Origin of the sequence: Thalassotalea marina, assembly GCF_014656435.1 — a bacterium.
GTDB lineage: Bacteria > Pseudomonadota > Gammaproteobacteria > Enterobacterales > Alteromonadaceae > Thalassotalea_C > Thalassotalea_C marina.
In genome coordinates this window covers 196,026-215,156 of the sequence record NZ_BNCK01000002.1, presented here as the reverse complement: position 1 = coordinate 215,156, position 19,131 = coordinate 196,026, and the positions used below count along the sequence as shown (strand labels likewise).

Here is a 19,131-nt window from a genome sequence, read left to right as displayed (position 1 = left end):
CCGAGTGTTACGTTACTTATGAGCGAAAGTGATTATTAATTACCCAACATAACTAACTTACCACACATAAAATTAAAGTAAATAATTTATTATTATTTATTCCTATTTTTAAAATATTTTAGTACTAAAGTATTAATGTTTCGCTAATTTAACCTCAGGTTTGTATGAGAAATAGTGCTAAATCAAAGAAAACAATAAGTTAGCAGTCTCTTATATTTCTAGGTCGATATTTTTGTCTGAATTCAAGGCATTTTGCAGCAGGAATAGCTAGCTATTTCGCTTCAAAATAACGAAGAAGTCAGTAAAAATAGCACCTAGAAACGCATTGCTTATGCGAATCTGAGGTTAATTTATAAAACGTTTTATTTTTTCTTCTTTTTATTAACAATACTGTTTAAAACAGAGACAAGTCCAACACGCCCTAGTTACTGACTTCATCAAGCAAGTAAACAATCGACTGATAAGGTAGCCCACTGTGTTCACTTAAACCTATTTCGCAGGTTCGACTATTACTAACGCCACGTTGGCAGTTTTGTGGTATTTGTTGAGCTAATGGTGCTAGCGCACTTTTATTTAACTCTGGTAGGAAAAACCCCTTGTCGCCTGCAAAACCACAACAGTTGATATCATTCGGAATGACAACATTCTCGCAACATAATTGTGCCAATGTAGTTAACGCTTTTGCGCCGTCTTGTTGAATACTGCTGCAGGTTTTATGCAGCATGATAGGCTCTTTAGTTTTTGTAATGTTGAGCAATGGTGCGACATGGATAAGTAAATATTGTGAAAGCTCTAGAACACTCAATGGTTTTAATTGATTTAGCGTCATCTCACAAGGGCTGGCATCAATTACCACTGGCCATCGGCCATTTTCAGACGCCCTATTCACCTCATCCAATAACTGATGTGCTTTTTGTTTGGCCACACTGTTATTGCCTTTTGACAACCAAGGCTTTCCACAACATAAACTGTTAACCGACTCAGGAATAATGAGCTCTATGTTGGCTTTTTCTAAAACAGAAGCTAATACCCTAGTAATTGAACGTTGATCTTTTGCGTGACTATCTGCGGCAAACACACGATTTACACAGGAAGTGACAAACACTACTTTTTGTTGATGGCCGGTACCTGCGCCATCAATTGATGCTGGATTTACCCCTTTCTTATGTTGGTGTACAGCGCCATTTGGCCAGCTAGTTTGCCATTTAGGAATGTTATTGACACTGAGTTTATTTAAGCCTTTAAAGAGAGTTTTTGTCTTTTCTGGCCCTAGGATACGCGCAGAACTTGCCACCAAATTAACCGCTTTATTTGCTCCCCACAGCACTTTGTCATAATTATTGGCAACGAATTGAGGTAGCCATTTGGCTTGGTGATTTTGCTCTTTTACACCTTGAATAAATTTACCAGTATCAATGCCTACCGGACAATGATGAGCACACAACCCCGTTGTTGCGCAGCTATCAATGCCATAAAACTGGTAGGCTTGCTTAAGCTCTTTTAACTCAGCCAGTGCGTCGTTTGATAATAAACCTTGTTGCTGTTGCTCTGTTAACTCACCGATATGCCGCCATACAGCAATGCGTTGTCTTGGTGTTAAAGTATAATTTTTAGATGGGCAAACCGACTCACAAAAGCCACACTCAATGCATTTATCAATAATGCAGTCGGCTTGCGGTAATGATTTTAAGTTTAATAAATGTGCATTGGCATCGTCATTAATAATGACACCAGGGTTAAGAATGTTAAGTGGATCAAAAGCCGCTTTGATCGACTTCATTACTTGATAAATATCTTGTCCCCACTCCAGCTCAACAAATGGTGCCATGTTGCGGCCTGTGCCGTGTTCCGCTTTTAATGAACCTTGAAAATCAACGGCAATAAGGCGAGCAACCGCTGCCATAAATTGATGATAGCGCTCTACCTCCACTTGTTCGTTAAACGACTGACTGAATACAAAGTGTAAATTACCGTCTAAAGCATGACCAAATATTATCGCATCGTGATAACCACTACGTTCAAACAACTGATGCAGCTGTTGTACACCAGTTGCTAAATCTGGCAATGGTAGTGCTACATCTTCAATAATGACAGTGGTACCAATTGCTCTGGCAGCACCGACCGCTGGAAACATGCCTTTGCGAATCGCCCACAATTTTTCGATGTCATCTTTATTTTGTGTAAATGCGTGTTCGGCAATCAAGCTAGTGTCATATTGACCAATAAGCGCTGTGATATGTGTTAGTTTGTTATTGAGCTCTTGTGCCGTTTGCGACGAGATTTCAATTAACAAGCCAGCATGGCGCGGCGATAAACTATTGACCGCAATAAATTCGTTAAGTTTGTCAGTAACAGAGTTTAACGCTGTGCCATCCATAAGCTCAATTGCAGCCACCGATTCATGTGCCAGCATTTGTACTAATTGACAGCTCGCCTCTATATCATCAAAAACGAATAAACCAACCGCACTGTATTGTTCAACTGCTATGGTGTGATATGTAATATCGGATATAAAACCTAATGTGCCTTCAGAGCCAATCATTAAGTGACTTAAAATGTCTATTGGATCCGTGTATTCCAATAAGGCATTAACGCCATATCCCATGGTATTTTTTAAACGGTATTTATGGGCAATTTTATTCGATAATTCGGTGTCGCTTTTTACTTGTTCTGCCAAGTTACTCAAAGTTTGAATCAACTCAGGGTTTTGTCGAACAAATTGCTCGCGAGATAATAAGTTTGCCGTATCTAAGACCGAGCCATTGGCCATAATCACCCGAATATCGGCTAAAGTATGATAACTATTGTGTTTAACCCCACAACACATACCCGATGAATTATTGGCCGCTATACCACCAACTTTACAGCTATTGATGGAGGCGGGATCTGGGCCAATTTTTCGCCCATAACTCGCTAACGCTCGATTGGCGTGCGCACCAATAACACCCGGTTGCAGTTTTACTTTTTTCCCCTGCTGGAGAATATCAATCTTGTTCCATTGGGGCGATAAAACAATCAACACAGAATCGGTAATCGCCTGCCCTGACAAACTCGTCCCTGCCGCTCTAAAAGTCAGCGGTACCAAATATTGGTTGGACAACTTAATGACATCGATGAGTTGCTGTTCGTTATCAATGTTAATAATAAGTTTTGGCACTAATCGATAAAAACTCGCGTCTGTGCCATAAGCGTAACGTTGCAGTGTATTGCTAATTATTTGGCTTTCTTCAAGAACATCTTTAACTGCTGTAACAAAACTTGAGAATGATTCTTCTAACATGGTGATACGCTCGTTTTCTATTCCATTATGACAAAACTTATTGCTCATTCCATGACGGCGAAAACTGGAATAGTGCAAAAACTCAGAATAACGTTATTATTTTACCTTTAAAACAAAATATGAATATTTTATTCAATTAAATTTTAACCACAGAGGCTAGAATTCTATAATTATTGCGCTTGCATCCCACTTTGACGTACTTTTTTTATGGAAACATTATTAAAATTTATGATATAAGACCAAAAATAATTTATTAATCGGTCAGCCTGCAATCAATGTCAGCTCTTATTAAAATTAAAGCGATACAAAACTCTTTATCTGCAAGTGAAGCTAAAATAGCGTCGTTTGTCTTAAAATCGTCTAACGCAATTAGAGACTTATCTTCACAGGAATTGTCTAGCGTTATTGGTATCAGCCAATCAAGTGTTATAAAGTTCACACAAAAATTGGGCTACAAAGGTTACCCTGCATTTAAGTTAGCCATTATAGATGCACTTAACAGCGAAACTAACGATCCTAAGTTGCATGGTGAGATCACGCTTAAATCTAGTTTGCCACAAATTTCAGATATTTTACTCAATAGCAAAATATCTCTACTTACCGAAACTAAAATATTGTTAGAGCAAGAGTCTTTAGAGCAGGCTGTAAAGTTAATTACCTCAGCTAATCGTATTCTAATTTCAGGGTTAGGCGGCTCAGCTCTTGTCGGTAAAGATTTTTCATACAAGCTACAAAAACTTGGCTTTTCGGCTTATGCAGAGCCAGATGGTCATGCACAGTTAGCCTTTGTTTCAACCTTTAAAAAGGGTGACTTGGTCTTTGCGATCAGTGAATCAGGACAAACAAGAGAAGTTAAATCTGTCACTGAAGAAGCTAAAAAGAACAATGCTTCCGTCATTTCGTTAACTAAATATGGCGCAACTCCGGTTTCTGAAAACGCCGATGTTAAACTGTATTCAATCGCCGAGCAGGAATCATTGCGCTTATCTTCAATTCTAGCGAGAACATCTCAAGAGTTTGTTATCGACATACTGTTTATTGCCCTTACACAAGCGTCGAGCCAAGGACGTAAATTACTTGAGAAAAGTAATACGGCAGTTAAAACATTTAGAGAAAGTTAGCCTTCTTCAACTTTTGCTCAACGCTGCCAAGTTTCATCCCTTGGCAGCCGTCAGATAACATCAATAACAATTAACTCACCTTACGGTATGCCCGTACGGTATCGCCTTTTATCACTGGTACAACAAATATGGGCTTCTTTGGCGTTTAAATTGTTGAATGTCTTGTTGCCAAGTATCGCGAATTTGTTGTGCGCTTTTTCCTGCTATGATCATTTTTCTAATTTTGTCAGTACCGGCTAATTTATCCATAAAGCTAGGCGACATAAAAAACTCTGCGTCTTTCTCTTTAAAGATTTGATACCACTGAATCAGTGGCGCTAAATCTAGCCCTTTGATGTTCGCGTTTCGTAAATCTTGGCCAGTTAACTCTTTATCCATTAATTTTGGTTTCAACGCACTGCCTGGCATCGAAATAGGTGTAAATTTAAAATCGCCTATAAAATGCTGATCATGACCTAACACTTGAAATGGAAACGGTGTTCCACGTCCTAAACTCACGTAGGTTGACTCAAAAAAAGTTAAAGACGGGTAAAGTTGGATCGATTGATCATTCGGTAAGTTTGGACTTGGCTTGATAGGTAATGAATAGTGCTGGCTTCTATTATAGTGTTTAACCGCAATAACGCTTAAATCAAGCGGCTTTTTTGTGTTTAACCAGCCCTTGGCATTAATCATTAATGCTAATTCAGCTAAGGTCATACCATGCAAAATAGGAATAGGATGCATGCCGACAAAAGAGCTAAATTCTGGCTCTAAAATAGGGCCATCAACATAGGAAATGTTGGGGTTTGGGCGATCTAACACGATAAAGTCTATTCCTGCATCTGCAGATGCTTCCATCATATAATGCATAGAACTTAAATAAGTATAAAATCGCAAACCAACATCTTGAATATCAAAAACAATAACGTCTAGATCTGCCAATACATCTTGTGATGGCTTTTTGTTTTTTCCATAGATTGAAATAATCGGTAGCTTTGTTTTTGCGTCGATATTGTTATCAACAACGGCACCTGCGTCATAATTACCTCTAAAACCATGTTCAGGTGCAAAAATAGCTTTTACTTCGACACCTTTAGCCAGCAAAAAATCAACTAGATGTGTGCTGTTCACCATTGACGTTTGATTGACCACTAAACCAACTTTTTTACCTTCTAAAAGCGGTTGATATTGTGGCCATTGCTCTGCACCAACTACTGGTGATTTTGCATGGCTAAAAACACTAAACATCAAGACTAAGCTAAGAAAACAATGAACCCAATACGTTAATTGCTTCATTTTATTAAGGCTCTTTTGTTGATTGCTCAACAGCTTTTCTTAAAAAGCCATTGTTATTGTTTAGCATTTGTTTAGCATCATCGACAGGCAACCCCGTTAATAACAACAAAATAGCTAGCTTGGCATTATTGTCTGCTTGTAATAGCGCTTGTGATGCCGTTTGCACATCACAGCCACAAACTTGCATGACGATACGTATAGCCCTAGCTTTTAGTTTTTCATTACTGGCAAATACATCAACCATTAAGTTTTCATATACTTTGCCAGTTTTGACCATACTGGCTGTGGTCAGCATGTTTAAAATAAGTTTTTGCGCCGTACCAGACTTAAGTCGGGTTGAGCCAGTTATCGCTTCAGGGCCAACTTCAGCACAAATAGCAATGTTAGCTTCTTTGAGTAACTCTGATTGCGGATTACAAGCAACACCTACCGCTGTTGCGCCAACTTCCTTAGCATATTTTAATGCCGAAATGGTGTAAGGCGTTCTGCCACTAGCTGCGATACCAACAACGACATCATCTTTAGTTAAGTGCTTTTGCTTGAGTTCAGTGATCGCCAGTTGAGGATCGTCCTCTGCCCCTTCAACTGCTTTATACATAGCACTTTCACCACCAGCAATTAGTGCGGTGACTTGTTTATCCGTCACGGTAAAAGTTGGAGGGCATTCAACCGCATCCAATACGCCCAAACGACCACTTGTGCCTGCGCCAATATAAATTAAACGACCACCTCTGCCAAAGGCTTTGACAATTTCATCAACAGCCAATGCAATTTCCGGTATCGCTTGCTGCACAACAAAGGCGACCTTGTGGTCTTCTTTATTTAATGCCGCCAACAAGCTTGTTGTATCTAACAAATCCAAATCCATGGTATCAGGATTACGTCCTTCCGAAGACATGAATTGTAGTTCTTCAATCAATTTTGACTTGTCATTAAGTACGTCGCCATTCATAACTACGTATTCTCCTTGTTTTCTTTATTTAACAATTGTTTTGCCAAAAAGCAGGCGCCATCCAAAGAATTTCCTTTGGGAGACATTATTAACTCTTGAATTAACGGATTCAAATAAGGCATGGTAGGTTGCGCTAAACCGCCAAGTAAAACGACAGGTAATTGATAATTACCTCTGGTCTTTTCAATTAAATTTTCTACATTTTTCACATGCTGTGCTAACACTGTTTTGGCCAGAGAACAGGTATCAACTTGCTCAAAAACTAAAGGTGCTAAGTCTGCAAAGTCTATAGGTTTAGCCAAGGTAGACCATTCGATTAGCTTGTCTCTACGCTGTGAAATCTTTTGGCAAACGGCTTGGGTTAATGCACTCATCACTTCATCTTGTGTTTCTAACTCAGACAATACAGACTGAATAATGAGCACACCTAACTTAGCACCACTGCCTTCATCCCCAACGGTAAACCCCCAGCCGCCTTTTAAGGTGCTTTGACCATCAACAGCAAGGGTGGCCCCTACCGAACCGGTACCAAGGGAAATAACAACAACAGGCTCTCCGGCATTAGCACCATAAAGCGATGTTTTAGCGTCGGTGCACACCTCAAAACCACGAAAACCTGTCGAGAGATGCTCGGTAAAAATAGCTGCCTTTTCTTGGTTACCCGCGCCAGCCAACCCCATGACGGTTACCACCTCTTCACGGCGAGCTCCACAGGCTGACAGCAATTGTTCAACTAAGCGTTGGCAATTAGTCACCGCCAAATCAAAATCATTAGTCAACGAAGCAGGCCCCACACAAGCTTGCCATTGCTCGTTAGTATTTAACTTGATGATTCTACCGATAGTTTTTGTACCACCACCATCGACACCTAAAATATATCGATTATTACTTGCTACAGAGCTCATGTTGACGCCTCCAAACAAGGTTTAACACTGTTAGCCATTTCTTTTTTACGCCCTAATATGCAGACGAAAAAGGACACGCTGGCTCCAATACACAGCTGCCATGTAAACCCTAGATCAAATACCATCTCTTGTGGCAACAGTATCGACATCACATAAGGTTGAAAAAACAGCGTAATAAGAAAGCCAACCACCAACGCTGAAAAAACCGATACCGAATTACCACGGTTAGTAAATAGCGCCGTTAAAAATACGCCAATCAAACCACTATAAGAGAAAACCATGACACTTAATGCAAATTTCAACAATGGCATATCGGTATAACGTTGCCAGTAAAAACAAAGAATTGCCATAAAACATAATGTAATAGCAACTAATGCCATGCCAACTTGCCCAGCTTTTACATAATGAATTTCGGGTAAATTAATATGGTGCTTTTCTTTAAATGGACGATAAATATCGTTAACCAGCACCGATGACATAGAATTCAAACCCGAATTAAGCGTAGACAAAGCGGCAGCAACAATACCAATGGTCACCAACCCTTTTACACCTGGTGGGATCTCATTTAATACGTAGTACATAAAGATGGTAATTTTTTCGCCTTGAAAGTCTTGAATCAATTCACCACCAGCTGATATTTGCATAAGGTCAGGTCGTTGATACAAGATAAAAAGCAATAACCCGATAAGAATAAACAACAGCATTACCGGCATAACAAGCACAACGGATAACAGCATAGCTTTGTTGGCTTCTTTAGCATTTTTACAGGTTAACACTCGCTGTGTCATATCCTGATCTAAACCAAATGCTGCGAAGTTAAGGAGCACAAACCCCGTAATTGCTGACCAAAAGTTAAATACGCCTGAAGAAGAAAAGTCCCAATCAAACTTTAGCAGCGCAAGTTTAGAGTCAGCGCCAGGTGCAGGGTGTTGCAAGGCTTCAACAATTTGACTGAAACTTGCTGGTATTGCCTGATATAAAAAATACAAAACAAAAACAGCAGCGCTTACATAGACAACACATTGGATCACGTCACCATATATGACCGAGCGAATACCGCCAAACACCGTATATAACAAGCCCGCAGCAGTTAAAACAAGCGTGGCGATAATGACACTATCGGCATCAATGTTGGCAAACAAAATCATAGAAACCGCCAGCGCTGCCATATACAAACGAGCGCCACTCGCAAAAATCCGACCAAACAGATACATCATGCCGGCTTGTTTTTTTGCAGAACTCCCCATGCGCTTTTCTAACAGTTCATAAACAGTAAACACTTTATTTTTATAGAACTTAGGGATCAAAATGATGCTAACCAGTATGGCAGCAATTACCGCCCCGATATTGGTGGCAAGATAAGATAAATCGCCTTGGTATCCTTGGTCAGGCCCGCCCAAGAAAGTAGCTGCTGATTGCGAAGTGGCCAGCACGGAAATTGCCACCATCCAAGTAGGTATGGCATTGCCACCAAGAAAATAATCTTGGGTATTAACAGACTTCTTACGATTAAAATAAACGCCCGTTGCGATTAATAACGTGACGTACAGACCAAATACAATCCAGTCTAATGTAGAATATACTGAAGTCATAAGCCCTCTATTCGACTACCCAAGCAACCTTAGAATAATTTATTCCTATAATGACACAAAAATATAATTAAATATAATTATTTTAAAACTAAAATAACGTTTTCATCATTTAAGGTCGATTAACCCATCAATTGACTCAATTCCTAGTCCTGGTAAATCATTTAACTTGATCGCTGATTTATCAAAAAGCACTCCGCCTTTAACCGGATCAAATTTACCCAAGGCTGGGCCATCAAGATCAATTTTAGTAATTGCTGCAGATTTTGCTGACGCTAAGTGTGCCGCCGCAGCGACAGCTATACTACCCTCAAGCATGCAACCTATCATGCAGTCGACTTGATAGGTTTTTGCAATATCGGCAATGGCTATAGCGTTTGACAAACCACCTGTTTTCATCAGCTTTATGTTGATGATATCAACACATTTATTGCTCAGTAGTTCTATCACCTGTTTAGGCGAAAACGCACTCTCGTCAGCCATTATTGGCGTATTAACCCGATCGCTAATGTATTTTAAACCTGCAATGTCATCGGCTTTTACTGGCTGTTCGATTAATTCAAGTTGGATATTTTCACTTTCAAATACCTTGGCTGCATAAACGGTTTGTTTGGCGGTCCAACCTTGATTAACGTCTAATCTCAATAACGCCTTATCACCAATAGCTTGATAAATGGCTTTCACACGATCTATGTCTTGTGAAATATTATTGCCAATCTTAATTTTTAACACATCAAAGCCGTTATCTATCGCTTGCAATGAGCTTTCGACCATTTTATCTATTGGATCTAAACTAATCGTAATATCGGTACGTAATTGCTCGCTACCACCGCCTAATAACTTGTTTAAAGGCGATTTGTACATTTTCCCCCAAAGATCATAGATGGCAATTTCTAACGCCGCTTTTGCACTGGTATTATTCACCATGCTAGATTGGATGATAGTAATAATGTCGTTGAGGTTTTCTATCGCCATTGAACGCAATTTAGGCCAGAAAACTAATTCAATAGCCGCTTTAATTGATTCGTGTGTATCCCCAGTTATAACCGGGGTTGAAGGCGCAGAGCCATAACCAACTTCGCCGGTATCGGTTTCAATGATCACAACTAAGTCTTCAATGTTTTCCACTGTTCTCATTGACGTTTTAAAAGGCGTGATCAAAGGAACAACTAACTTTGCAAAACGGATATTAGTAATTTTCATTAAACTTCCTTAGCAAGTTTTCAGGGGTTAAGTAAAAAAACATAGCAAACACTTAATCAATGCTAATTCGCTTAATATTGTATATTTTGTCGACGTAGCTAGTATTTTTCGACGTATGTAACGGTAACAATGGCGTGACAGAAACCCCGTTTAATGTTCCTCGATAATATTCATTATTATCATCAAAATAAGACATACCTTTTACATCATGAATAATATATGGTTTGCCTTGTTCGTAACCAAGAAACATTGCCACATGCCCTGGAATGTAAATTAAATCACCTACTTGCAATTGGCTAAGCGCTGTTAACTTCTCTTGATGAGTTGCCTGTTTAGAAAAATGAACGTTAAGCCCATAATCGCTAGTGCCTTGCCAGCCCGAGTTACGAGGCATCAAAATACCAAAGGTTTTATAAATTTCACCAACAAAACCTGTACAGTCTCGTGCATTATAGTCATGACCCCAGCCGTAACGTTCACCTAAAAATTTAAACGCCTGATTAATGATATTGGCTTTGGTAAAAGGCAAGTAACCGATGTGAACGTCCTGACTTTTAGCAATCAGGGCTAAGGAAAACACTAATTGACCTTGATCATTGCGTGTGGGCAACTTAACAACATGAGATGCGACAGGGTTTTGGCCATGTAATTCACCAGCTAATTCATCTGCATTTACGACTGGCAATTTAACCCCCATATCCAGTTGTAATTGTGAAATGTTGCTGTTGTTAGGTACATAGTTGGTAAAGACTTTATCACCAGTCACGACGATAAAATCTTCGGTTTTCATAAAACGGGTAATTTCTTCTTTTGACCCGACGGCTATCGCCTTTTTGGGCACCCAAGCAAGGTAGTTATAACTTCTGACCAACAGCCACTGTTGATCTGCACTTTCATGGATAATTGCCACCGCTTCACCTGGAAAGATGCCAGACTCTTGAAAACGGTCTAAATCTGTATCCATGCCACTATTAAACACTCTGTCATAGGTTGGAAATGTTCTTAAAACACTGCGTTCAACCGCCAGCCCCCATTTTGTTTTATAGGTCTCTTTGACTTGCTCTATATTGGCATTAGCAAGATAGCCATCAAAATGTTTCTGTTCTAATAATGTGCCATCGGCGTAAAAGCGTTTGCTCTTAGGTACTGCACTGATTTTATTGATCAGATCGACAATTTGCTGTTGAGTAAATTGATCGGCAGTTGCTAATGGATCGACGACATAACGATTATGATCAAACAATTGCTGATTAAAGTGACTGATCTCTGACTGCTGCAACATGACTGATTGCAGGTCCTGTGTTTTTTGCCAATAGGAGGCATTTAAGTGAGCTTGTGTTACACCTATCACGTCAGATACCTGTTGCTTGTTAACATAAGTAAGATCTTCTTGCGTACTACAAGCCGTTAAACTGGACAGCGCAAGTGCGGCTAAAATCAAAGAAGCTATGCTAGTTTTCATGTTTTTCACATTTTTTAAACGTTAAAGAGTTAAATGGATATAGGCAACTTGCCAGTTGCTGTAATTTGCCCAGTAATTATTTGTGCCAAACTCTCAAACGCTGGCCCAGTAAAATCACTTGAATCATCAACTTGATAGACTTTGCCATCAAAGCTCGCTAACACCCAATCTGCTGTTTCATTAAATTTCGCTAATTGATACGGCGCTTGTAGTGAAATAAATATACTGTTTAATTCTTGTTGTTGAGCATATTTTAAAAGGTTGAGCGCTAAGTCTGCGTTACTGTACTTGTCAGTATTTTTGTCGGTTAAAACATCGGTTGCCTGACCTAGCTCTACCGCTGTCTCTTGACTATCACTGGCAACTATAAGCAACTCACTATCAGCAATTTGTGCAATTGTTCTTGGCAAATCTATCTCTTCTAAATGAGAGATCGTGATTTCCCACGGCTGACGTTTAAGCGTCGTTGAGATATTGTTTAGTGCAAACATCATGGCATTGGCTTGTTCTTCTTTTGGAAAAACTAAATGTAACTTCTTAGCCGCCATAATTTGCTGAGCCAGCGATTTATTAGGTTTTATCTCAACCACAGACTGTTGTGCTAATGCCTGTTCTTCTAAACGATGCGAAGTTGCCGCCAAAACGTCTTTTGCCTGAGCAATTCGTTCATTAACGGGTTGTTGAGCCACTGTTATATCCTTTTTCAGTTGTTCAATTCGTGCAACTGATGCGTCTATCTCAGCCATGGACAACTCGCCTGACATTACTTTATCTACCACATGTTCAAGCAGTGCTTTAAATTTTGGAATATCTGATGGCTGCCTAATAGGCATTGGCATCATGGCGATATCGGCACCTGCTTTAAAGGTTTGAATAACCGCCTCTTCTTGGGTAAAGAAATGAGCGATACCCGCCATATCTAGTGCATCGGTGATGATAACGCCCTCAAAGCCCATTTGTTTTCTTAGCAAATTAGTTAAGATTTTTTCCGACAAAGTGGCTGGTTTTAACATGCTTTCGCCATGACGATTTACTAATTCACTATCATCTAATGCAGGATATTGAATATGTGCAGTCATGATCATTTTTACTTCACTATTATCAATAGCGTATTGAAAAGGTAATAAATCGACTGACTCAACTGTTTCAAATGGGTGATTTACTCTGGGCAATCCCGTATGGCTGTCAACGTCCGTATCACCATGTCCAGGGAAGTGTTTTAACGTGCCGATAACACCTTGAGATTGTAAGCCTTCAAGCATTGCTGCCCCAAGTTTTGCCACGACCTGTGGGTTTTCGCCAAAAGAGCGAACGTTAATCACAGGGTTATTAGGATTAATATTAACATCGACATTAGGTGAGTGATTTACGTTAACTCCTAAAGCTGATAGTTCAGCGCCAATAACCTCACCAACCACTGAGGCGTATTTCACGCCATGATTTTCATACGTGGCACCAATGGCCATATTGCCCGTAAACGAGGTGGCAATTTCACGAGGCAAACGCACTACACGCCCACCTTCCTGATCTACTGAAATTAATAAAGGTTTGCCACTTTTTGATGATAAAGCCGCTTGTTGAAGATCGTCAGTTAATTGCACCGTTTGCTCAATGCCAGTAAAGTTTTCAGCAAACAAGATAACTGACCCTACAGAGGTATCACGGATCAGGTTTTTTAAATCGTTAGGTAATGTATTTACCGGTGTAACACATTTATTGTCTTCACTGATTTCGATACCGTCTTGCAAGTCTTCACAATAATAGCGAATATCGAGCATGATCTTTTGTGCAATTTTTTCTGAAATAGCTGCTCGTTCCATTTGACCAATCCCCCAAAACACCACTGCAACGGATACACAAAAAATAAACCCTAAAAATATTTTATTATTAATTCGGTTTAACATAATTCCTCACGATTACTATCGATACTAGAGCGCATTGGTAAACGCGCTTACTTTCCAAATAACTGACAAGGTTTACTGTTGGCTTAAGCGAATAAAGTTCAGATCTTGGTAGTCAAAACTTGCATCGGTATCCTCACTTAAAGGCTCCATGGTCATGCCAACCACTTGCTGATTTTGGTCAGTTATAAATCGGGCGATTGCGTCGCCTTCTAAGCTTCGGTCGTCATACCAAACAATAAACGCATGCTCTTGATGTTCGAGCATTTCACCTACTAGCTTTTTTGACTTTAATGACTGAAAGTTAAGTTGGCCGTTTTCTAAAGAGATTTTCACTTGCCCAAACCAGGGATCTTGGTAAATTCCGGCATAAGCTTTTAATGGCAACAACACCGTTTTTCTTACTGGTTTAGTATTAGACGCGGCACTAGTGACACTATTAGCTTTAATTTTTGCAATTCTTTCTTCTTGTTTTGCTATTTCAATCGACAGCCAATCTTGCTGCGGTATATCCATAAACATTTGCACTATGCTATTCATCAGCGTGCTTCTTGCGTAATAGGAACTTTGGTTTATCAGCACAATAACGCCAAGGTCTAACTCAGGAACTAATGTGATATACGCTAAATTGCCAGACAAAGTGCCAGTATGAGAAACACGTTTATAGCCATGAACATCAGCTAATGTCCAACCTAAGCCATAAGCTTTAAAGTTAGTATTGTCATATTTCTTCTCACTCTCATATACCGGTAAAATGGTGTGAGGTTTCCACATAACTTCACTTTGTTTTTCGCTAAAAAGTCTCACACCTTGAGCCGAGATGCCTTTATTGAGTTGTGTATCTACCCAAGTTAATAAGTCATTTACACTACACTTAATGCCGCCGGCTGCCGCCATCACACTATATTTATGATAGGTTTGATTGCGTTTAACTATTTCAATTTTGTCATCAATTACGCCGTGCGGCTGGGCGATGTTTTTCATCTGTTTGGCAGGAACAGGGCCGGCAAAACAGCGCTGCATACCCAAAGGTGCCATAATGTGTTTTTCCACAAACGCTTCCCACGACATGCCAGTAATTTTTGCGACAACTTCGCCTGCAACGATATACAGTAAATTATCGTAGGCATATTCACTTCTAAAACCAGAAGCTGGCTTTAAGAATTTCAGGTTATTAATGATCTCTTCACGGCTAAAACCAGCTGGCTCAGGCCACAACATTAAGTCACCTGCAAAGCGCGCTAAACCACTGCGATGAGTTAACAAATCTGCAATGGTAAATTCCTTAGTGACCCAGTCATCGTAAAGCGCAAACTCTGGAATAATATCAACGACCTTGCTATCCCAATGCAGTTTATTTTGGTCAACCAAAATGGCTAGAGCGGCACTGTTAAACGCTTTTGTTGTCGATGCAATTTTAAAAAGAGTATGTTGATCAACTCGATCAGGCGCATTGATATCTTGGACGCCATAACCTTTATTTAATAAAACTTTGCCGTCTTTAATCACCCCAATGGCAGCGCCCGGCACTTTAAAAGTAGATAAGGTCTGCTCAACGAGTTGATCTATCTTTTCTTCATTAAAGTGACTTGGTGTTTGCGCTGTTGATGTCGGCGAAATTAAGACATAAGCGATAACACCAATGAGTGATAAAATCTTCATAGTTGAAAAGCCTTTAACGATCCCTTAGAAATTTATTGATTGCAAAACGACACACTTATAAAAATACAAGGCCGTATACCGTGTAAAGAATGAGTGTTAACGCTCCACCAAATAACGCATACGGTAATTGGGTTTTTACATGCTCTAACAATTCACACCCTGAAGCTAATGCAGAAACCGCAGTAGTGTCTGATATTGGTGAACAGTGATCGCCAAATACACCACCACCTAAAATAGCCGCAATAATAAAAGAAGGAGGTAAGCCAAGTGCTTGAATTAACGGCACCCCAATTGGAATTAAAATAGCAAATGTCCCCCATGAGGTACCTGTGGAAAATGCGATAACAGCTCCCGCTAGAAATAACATAGGCGCGATCATAAACACAGGGAGTGAATCACCAACAATTTGAGCAACATAAACGCCAGTACCCAATATTTTTAAGCTGGCACCTAAGGTTAAAGATAGTAGAACAATGGTCACTAAAGGCAGCAGCTCCCCCATGCCATTAAACCCAATTTTAACTAGTTGGTGATGAGTGAACTTCTTGGTTGACAACATCATGGTATAAGCGACTAAACAGGCACAAATCGTGGCATATAAAACAGACTTTGAACCACTGCCGTCGGCTAAAACGCCGTTACCTGTCCATAACATAAAACCAATCATACCAAGCACCATAGTGAGTAATGGTACAAACATAAACCGTGCTTTTGTTGGTTCAAATTCATGTTTATGTTCTAACTCTTGTGCCACTTTAGATTCAGCGCGAGCTAGCGGGCCATGTAAATTACCAGTAAATGCGGTGTACCAAACCATCATTAGTGCAATGATGGGGTAGAAATTTAGCAGTATCGTTCCCCACATAATTTCAGCAGCACTTTGTTCAAATTCATAGTTACTTAATAACCCTAAAACAAATGCGCCCCAGCCGTTTAATAGCACTAAAATACATATTGGTGCGGCACTACTATCGATGATATATGCCAATTTTGCGCGACTCATTTTATAACGATCAAATAGGCCTCTAGAGACAATACCTGCCGTTAATACTGATAGGTTGCTTTCAATAAAGATTGCCATGCCAGTGAAGTTAGCCATAAAAGCGACTTGGCGTTTGTTTTTCCCAAAGCCTTTAGCAATGACATATTCAACCATGGCAGTAACACCGCCAGAATGCCGCATATAGGCCAATACGGCGCCGATAATCAAACTAAACATTAATATGCGGGTATTCCCGGGCGAGCTAAAAATAGACACAATGCGCTCTATAGTTGCCACGGCACCATGAAAAACAGCGTCAACGCCACTACCAGCCAATAAAAGTTCTGAGGTGAAAACTGCCAGTAATAAGGCTAGAATAACTTCTTTTTTCCATAAAACGATAATGACAGCGACAATTGGAGGCAACAAAGAGTACCATTCCATATTTAAACCTCAGCACAAAATTATAAACATCAATATACTTACAAATAATAATATAATATTCAACCTTTAATGGTAATCAGTAATTTTTTATTACTACCATTAATACTAAGTAGTCACCTTAATTACTCGTGTTGAATATTTCTTGGTAGGCAAAAAGCCCCTGGCTGCCACCAGTATGTAGAAAAAGTATTGTACTTTCTTTTGCAAAAAAATCTTTTCGGCACAGATCAATCATCCCCGACATACCTTTACCCGTATATACAGGATCCAGAATAAGCCCTTCATGCTGCGCACATAAGTTGATGGCCTCTATCGTTGCATCAGTCGTAACACCATAACCGACGCCATAGTAGTCGCCATTAGCAAATACTTTCCCTTGAGCTAGGCTTTTGTCTAAGCCAAGTAAGATTAGCGTTTTTTCTAATAACTGGGTCACTAGTTCGACTTGTTGCTTCGCTGGTCGACTAACGCAAATGCCTAAAACCTTAATATCGAGCCCTTCAAGAATTAAGCCTGCGAGTAAACCCGCTTGTGTACCCGCGCTACCAGTTGACAGTACAATATGATCTGGCTTAATCGTTTGCTGTGCTATTTGTTGAGCTATTTCTCTTGCACATTGTACATACCCCAAACTGCCAATTTCATTAGAGCCTCCAACGGGAATAAAGTATGGATTAAACCCTTCGCTGGTAAGCTGCGCCATCAGGGTCGCTGAATATTCACTACTGTCAGTATCTTCAGATAACCAATGAATTTTTGCCCCCAAAATGGTATCGAGCAAAACGTTACCATTTTTATAATAATCAGATTTAGGCGTGCCTTTCACATCTTCTAAAATTAACTCACACCTTAAGCCGAACTTAGCTGCGGCTGCTGCTGTTTGACGAGCATGATTTGACTGAACTCCGCCAACTGTCACTAAGGTATCTGCATTAGCAGCCTTTGCAGCAGCGACAAGGTATTCTAGTTTTCTGGTTTTATTACCTCCGCCAGCAAGCCCGGTGCAATCATCTCGCTTAACATATAAACGCCTGTTTAGCACTTTAGACAGTTGAGGCATAGGTTCCAAAGCCGTGGGCGCATGGGAAATAATCACCCGAGGTATAGTTTTTAGCTTTGACATCAATCATTCGCCTTAATTTAGTTGTGTTTACACTCAAGAGTATTGTTTAATATTTACACCAAAAATACTATTAAATTCTCACCTCAAAAATATTTAGTAATAATTTATATTTCTTGAGCACCTTTATTTTGTTATGTTTAAAGAAAAAAAGGAATAATCATGAGCAATAGAAGAGCCTTTATAAAGGCATTAATAAGTACCGCCATTGCTACAAGCTTTTTACCACAAGTTGTCAGTGCAAGTGAAACCAATAACACAAATTCTAATTCGCCGATAAAACCAAAACGCTTAAAAGCGGGTGACACTATTGGATTAATTGCGCCAAGCAGCAACACTTGGGAAGATGAAGAAATTTATTTTGCCATTGATGTATTAAAATCATTTGGCTTTAAAGTTAAAAAAGGTAAATACCTGTTTGAGCGACGAGCTTACTTAGCGGGTAACGATAAAGACAGAGCATGGGATATTAATAACATGTTCAAAGACAAAGAGGTTGACGGTATTTTTTGTTTGCGAGGTGGATATGGATCTCCTCGAATATTACCTTATTTAGATTATGACGCCATCGCTGCAAACCCTAAGGCTTTTATCGGATATAGCGACGTTACAGCTCTTTTAAATGCAATATATGCTCGCACTGGTTTAGTGACTTTCCACGGCCCTATAGCCAGACAAAACTTTAGCGAGTACACCTTAAAAAGCTTTAAAGAGATCCTATTTTCACCTAAAGCTAATATTGACCTTGGCACTCCCCCTTTATTTGAAGCAAGAGAAGGTCAGGCAGATGATAAAAATAGATTAACTCTTGTTGCTGCTGGTCAAGCACAAGGGCGTTTAATTGGTGGTAACCTTTCTTTAATGGTAAAACTTGTTGGCACGCCATTTGAGCCGGATTATCAAGGCAAAATCTTATTCCTTGAAGATGTAGAAGAAGCGCCGTATCGCATTGACGGTATGTTAACTCATTTAAAAATTTCAGGTCGGTTAAACCAGCTTGCAGGCATTGTTTTTGGCAAATGTACGGATTGCACGGCAAAGGGTGATTCTTTGAGCATTGAAGAAGTCATTAAAGACCGTTTAGGCGATTTAAATATTCCAGTATTAAAAGGGGTAATGATTGGCCATATAGATGATATGTCGACTATTCCTGTTGGTGCTATGGCAAGACTTGATGCAACAAATAAAAAATTAGTCTTAACAGAAACTTCCGTTACATAGATGAGATTGAT

General features: G+C 39.7%; 13 protein-coding genes. 2 read left to right on the top strand and 11 right to left on the bottom strand.

Translation table 11 applies throughout. From position 1 onward, the window contains the following. Nucleotides 1-421: 421 nt before the first annotated feature. Complete coding sequence (locus IE199_RS04245) at nt 422-3,328, bottom strand: FAD-binding and (Fe-S)-binding domain-containing protein (protein WP_229854525.1); 2,907 nt, start codon at nt 3,326-3,328, stop codon at nt 422-424. A 227-nt stretch (nt 3,329-3,555) separates the two neighbouring features. On the opposite strand from IE199_RS04245, the gene IE199_RS04240 reads away from it, so the two are divergent. Next, nucleotides 3,556-4,401, top strand: a complete 846-nt coding sequence (locus tag IE199_RS04240; RefSeq protein ID WP_189767602.1) for a MurR/RpiR family transcriptional regulator — start codon at nt 3,556-3,558, stop codon at nt 4,399-4,401. A 111-nt stretch (nt 4,402-4,512) separates the two neighbouring features. Here the strand turns inward: IE199_RS04240 and IE199_RS04235 are convergent, their stop codons facing one another. The 10 genes from IE199_RS04235 to IE199_RS04190 all read right to left on the bottom strand — a co-directional run bounded on the left by IE199_RS04235 (nt 4,513) and on the right by IE199_RS04190 (nt 17,902). Continuing rightward, the gene (locus IE199_RS04235) at nt 4,513-5,679 is read right to left on the bottom strand and encodes an exo-beta-N-acetylmuramidase NamZ family protein (protein WP_189767600.1); all 1,167 of its coding nucleotides are present in this window, start codon (nt 5,677-5,679) and stop codon (nt 4,513-4,515) included. A gap of 4 nt (nt 5,680-5,683) precedes the next feature. Next, the gene (murQ, locus tag IE199_RS04230; RefSeq protein ID WP_189767598.1) at nt 5,684-6,631 is read right to left on the bottom strand and encodes an N-acetylmuramic acid 6-phosphate etherase; all 948 of its coding nucleotides are present in this window, start codon (nt 6,629-6,631) and stop codon (nt 5,684-5,686) included. A 2-nt stretch (nt 6,632-6,633) separates the two neighbouring features. Next, entirely contained in the window at nt 6,634-7,536 is a 903-nt protein-coding gene (locus IE199_RS04225) for a glucosamine kinase nucleotide-binding domain-containing protein (protein WP_189767596.1), read from the bottom strand. Continuing rightward, on the bottom strand, nt 7,533-9,128 hold the full coding sequence (locus IE199_RS04220) for a sodium:solute symporter (protein WP_189767594.1): 1,596 nt from the start codon (nt 9,126-9,128) through the stop codon (nt 7,533-7,535). The genes IE199_RS04225 and IE199_RS04220 overlap by 4 nt, the downstream gene beginning before the upstream one ends. Nucleotides 9,129-9,233: 105 nt before the next feature. Continuing rightward, the gene (locus IE199_RS04215; RefSeq protein WP_189767591.1) at nt 9,234-10,328 is read right to left on the bottom strand and encodes a dipeptide epimerase; all 1,095 of its coding nucleotides are present in this window, start codon (nt 10,326-10,328) and stop codon (nt 9,234-9,236) included. A 52-nt stretch (nt 10,329-10,380) separates the two neighbouring features. Continuing rightward, a complete protein-coding gene (locus tag IE199_RS04210) occupies nt 10,381-11,790 on the bottom strand; it encodes a C40 family peptidase (RefSeq protein WP_189767589.1) in 1,410 nt (469 codons plus the stop codon). A 29-nt stretch (nt 11,791-11,819) separates the two neighbouring features. Next, nucleotides 11,820-13,694 (bottom strand): glycoside hydrolase family 3 N-terminal domain-containing protein, encoded by a 1,875-nt coding sequence (locus IE199_RS04205; RefSeq protein WP_189767587.1) that lies wholly within the window; start codon nt 13,692-13,694, stop codon nt 11,820-11,822. Nucleotides 13,695-13,766: 72 nt separating this feature from the next. Further along, on the bottom strand, nt 13,767-15,353 hold the full coding sequence (locus IE199_RS04200) for a serine hydrolase (protein ID WP_189767585.1): 1,587 nt from the start codon (nt 15,351-15,353) through the stop codon (nt 13,767-13,769). A gap of 55 nt (nt 15,354-15,408) precedes the next feature. Continuing rightward, the gene (locus tag IE199_RS04195) at nt 15,409-16,779 is read right to left on the bottom strand and encodes a Na+/H+ antiporter NhaC family protein (protein ID WP_189767583.1); all 1,371 of its coding nucleotides are present in this window, start codon (nt 16,777-16,779) and stop codon (nt 15,409-15,411) included. A 118-nt stretch (nt 16,780-16,897) separates the two neighbouring features. Next, entirely contained in the window at nt 16,898-17,902 is a 1,005-nt protein-coding gene (locus IE199_RS04190) for a D-cysteine desulfhydrase family protein (RefSeq protein ID WP_189767582.1), read from the bottom strand. A gap of 159 nt (nt 17,903-18,061) precedes the next feature. Between IE199_RS04190 and IE199_RS04185 the strand changes: the two genes are divergently transcribed. Then, nucleotides 18,062-19,120 carry a S66 peptidase family protein gene (locus IE199_RS04185; RefSeq protein ID WP_189767580.1) on the top strand — a complete coding sequence of 353 codons (1,059 nt, stop codon included), beginning with the start codon at nt 18,062-18,064 and terminating at the stop codon, nt 19,118-19,120. Nucleotides 19,121-19,131 lie beyond the last annotated feature (11 nt).

Coding starts and splice junctions, on each gene's coding strand:
- IE199_RS04245 (WP_229854525.1), bottom strand. CDS start 3,328: ATGAGCAATAAGTTTTGTCATAATGGAATAGAAAACGAGCGTATCACC.
- IE199_RS04240 (WP_189767602.1), top strand. CDS start 3,556: ATGTCAGCTCTTATTAAAATTAAAGCGATACAAAACTCTTTATCTGCA.
- IE199_RS04235 (WP_189767600.1), bottom strand. CDS start 5,679: ATGAAGCAATTAACGTATTGGGTTCATTGTTTTCTTAGCTTAGTCTTG.
- murQ (WP_189767598.1), bottom strand. CDS start 6,631: ATGAATGGCGACGTACTTAATGACAAGTCAAAATTGATTGAAGAACTA.
- IE199_RS04225 (WP_189767596.1), bottom strand. CDS start 7,536: ATGAGCTCTGTAGCAAGTAATAATCGATATATTTTAGGTGTCGATGGT.
- IE199_RS04220 (WP_189767594.1), bottom strand. CDS start 9,128: ATGACTTCAGTATATTCTACATTAGACTGGATTGTATTTGGTCTGTAC.
- IE199_RS04215 (WP_189767591.1), bottom strand. CDS start 10,328: ATGAAAATTACTAATATCCGTTTTGCAAAGTTAGTTGTTCCTTTGATC.
- IE199_RS04210 (WP_189767589.1), bottom strand. CDS start 11,790: ATGAAAACTAGCATAGCTTCTTTGATTTTAGCCGCACTTGCGCTGTCC.
- IE199_RS04205 (WP_189767587.1), bottom strand. CDS start 13,694: ATGTTAAACCGAATTAATAATAAAATATTTTTAGGGTTTATTTTTTGT.
- IE199_RS04200 (WP_189767585.1), bottom strand. CDS start 15,353: ATGAAGATTTTATCACTCATTGGTGTTATCGCTTATGTCTTAATTTCG.
- IE199_RS04195 (WP_189767583.1), bottom strand. CDS start 16,779: ATGGAATGGTACTCTTTGTTGCCTCCAATTGTCGCTGTCATTATCGTT.
- IE199_RS04190 (WP_189767582.1), bottom strand. CDS start 17,902: ATGTCAAAGCTAAAAACTATACCTCGGGTGATTATTTCCCATGCGCCC.
- IE199_RS04185 (WP_189767580.1), top strand. CDS start 18,062: ATGAGCAATAGAAGAGCCTTTATAAAGGCATTAATAAGTACCGCCATT.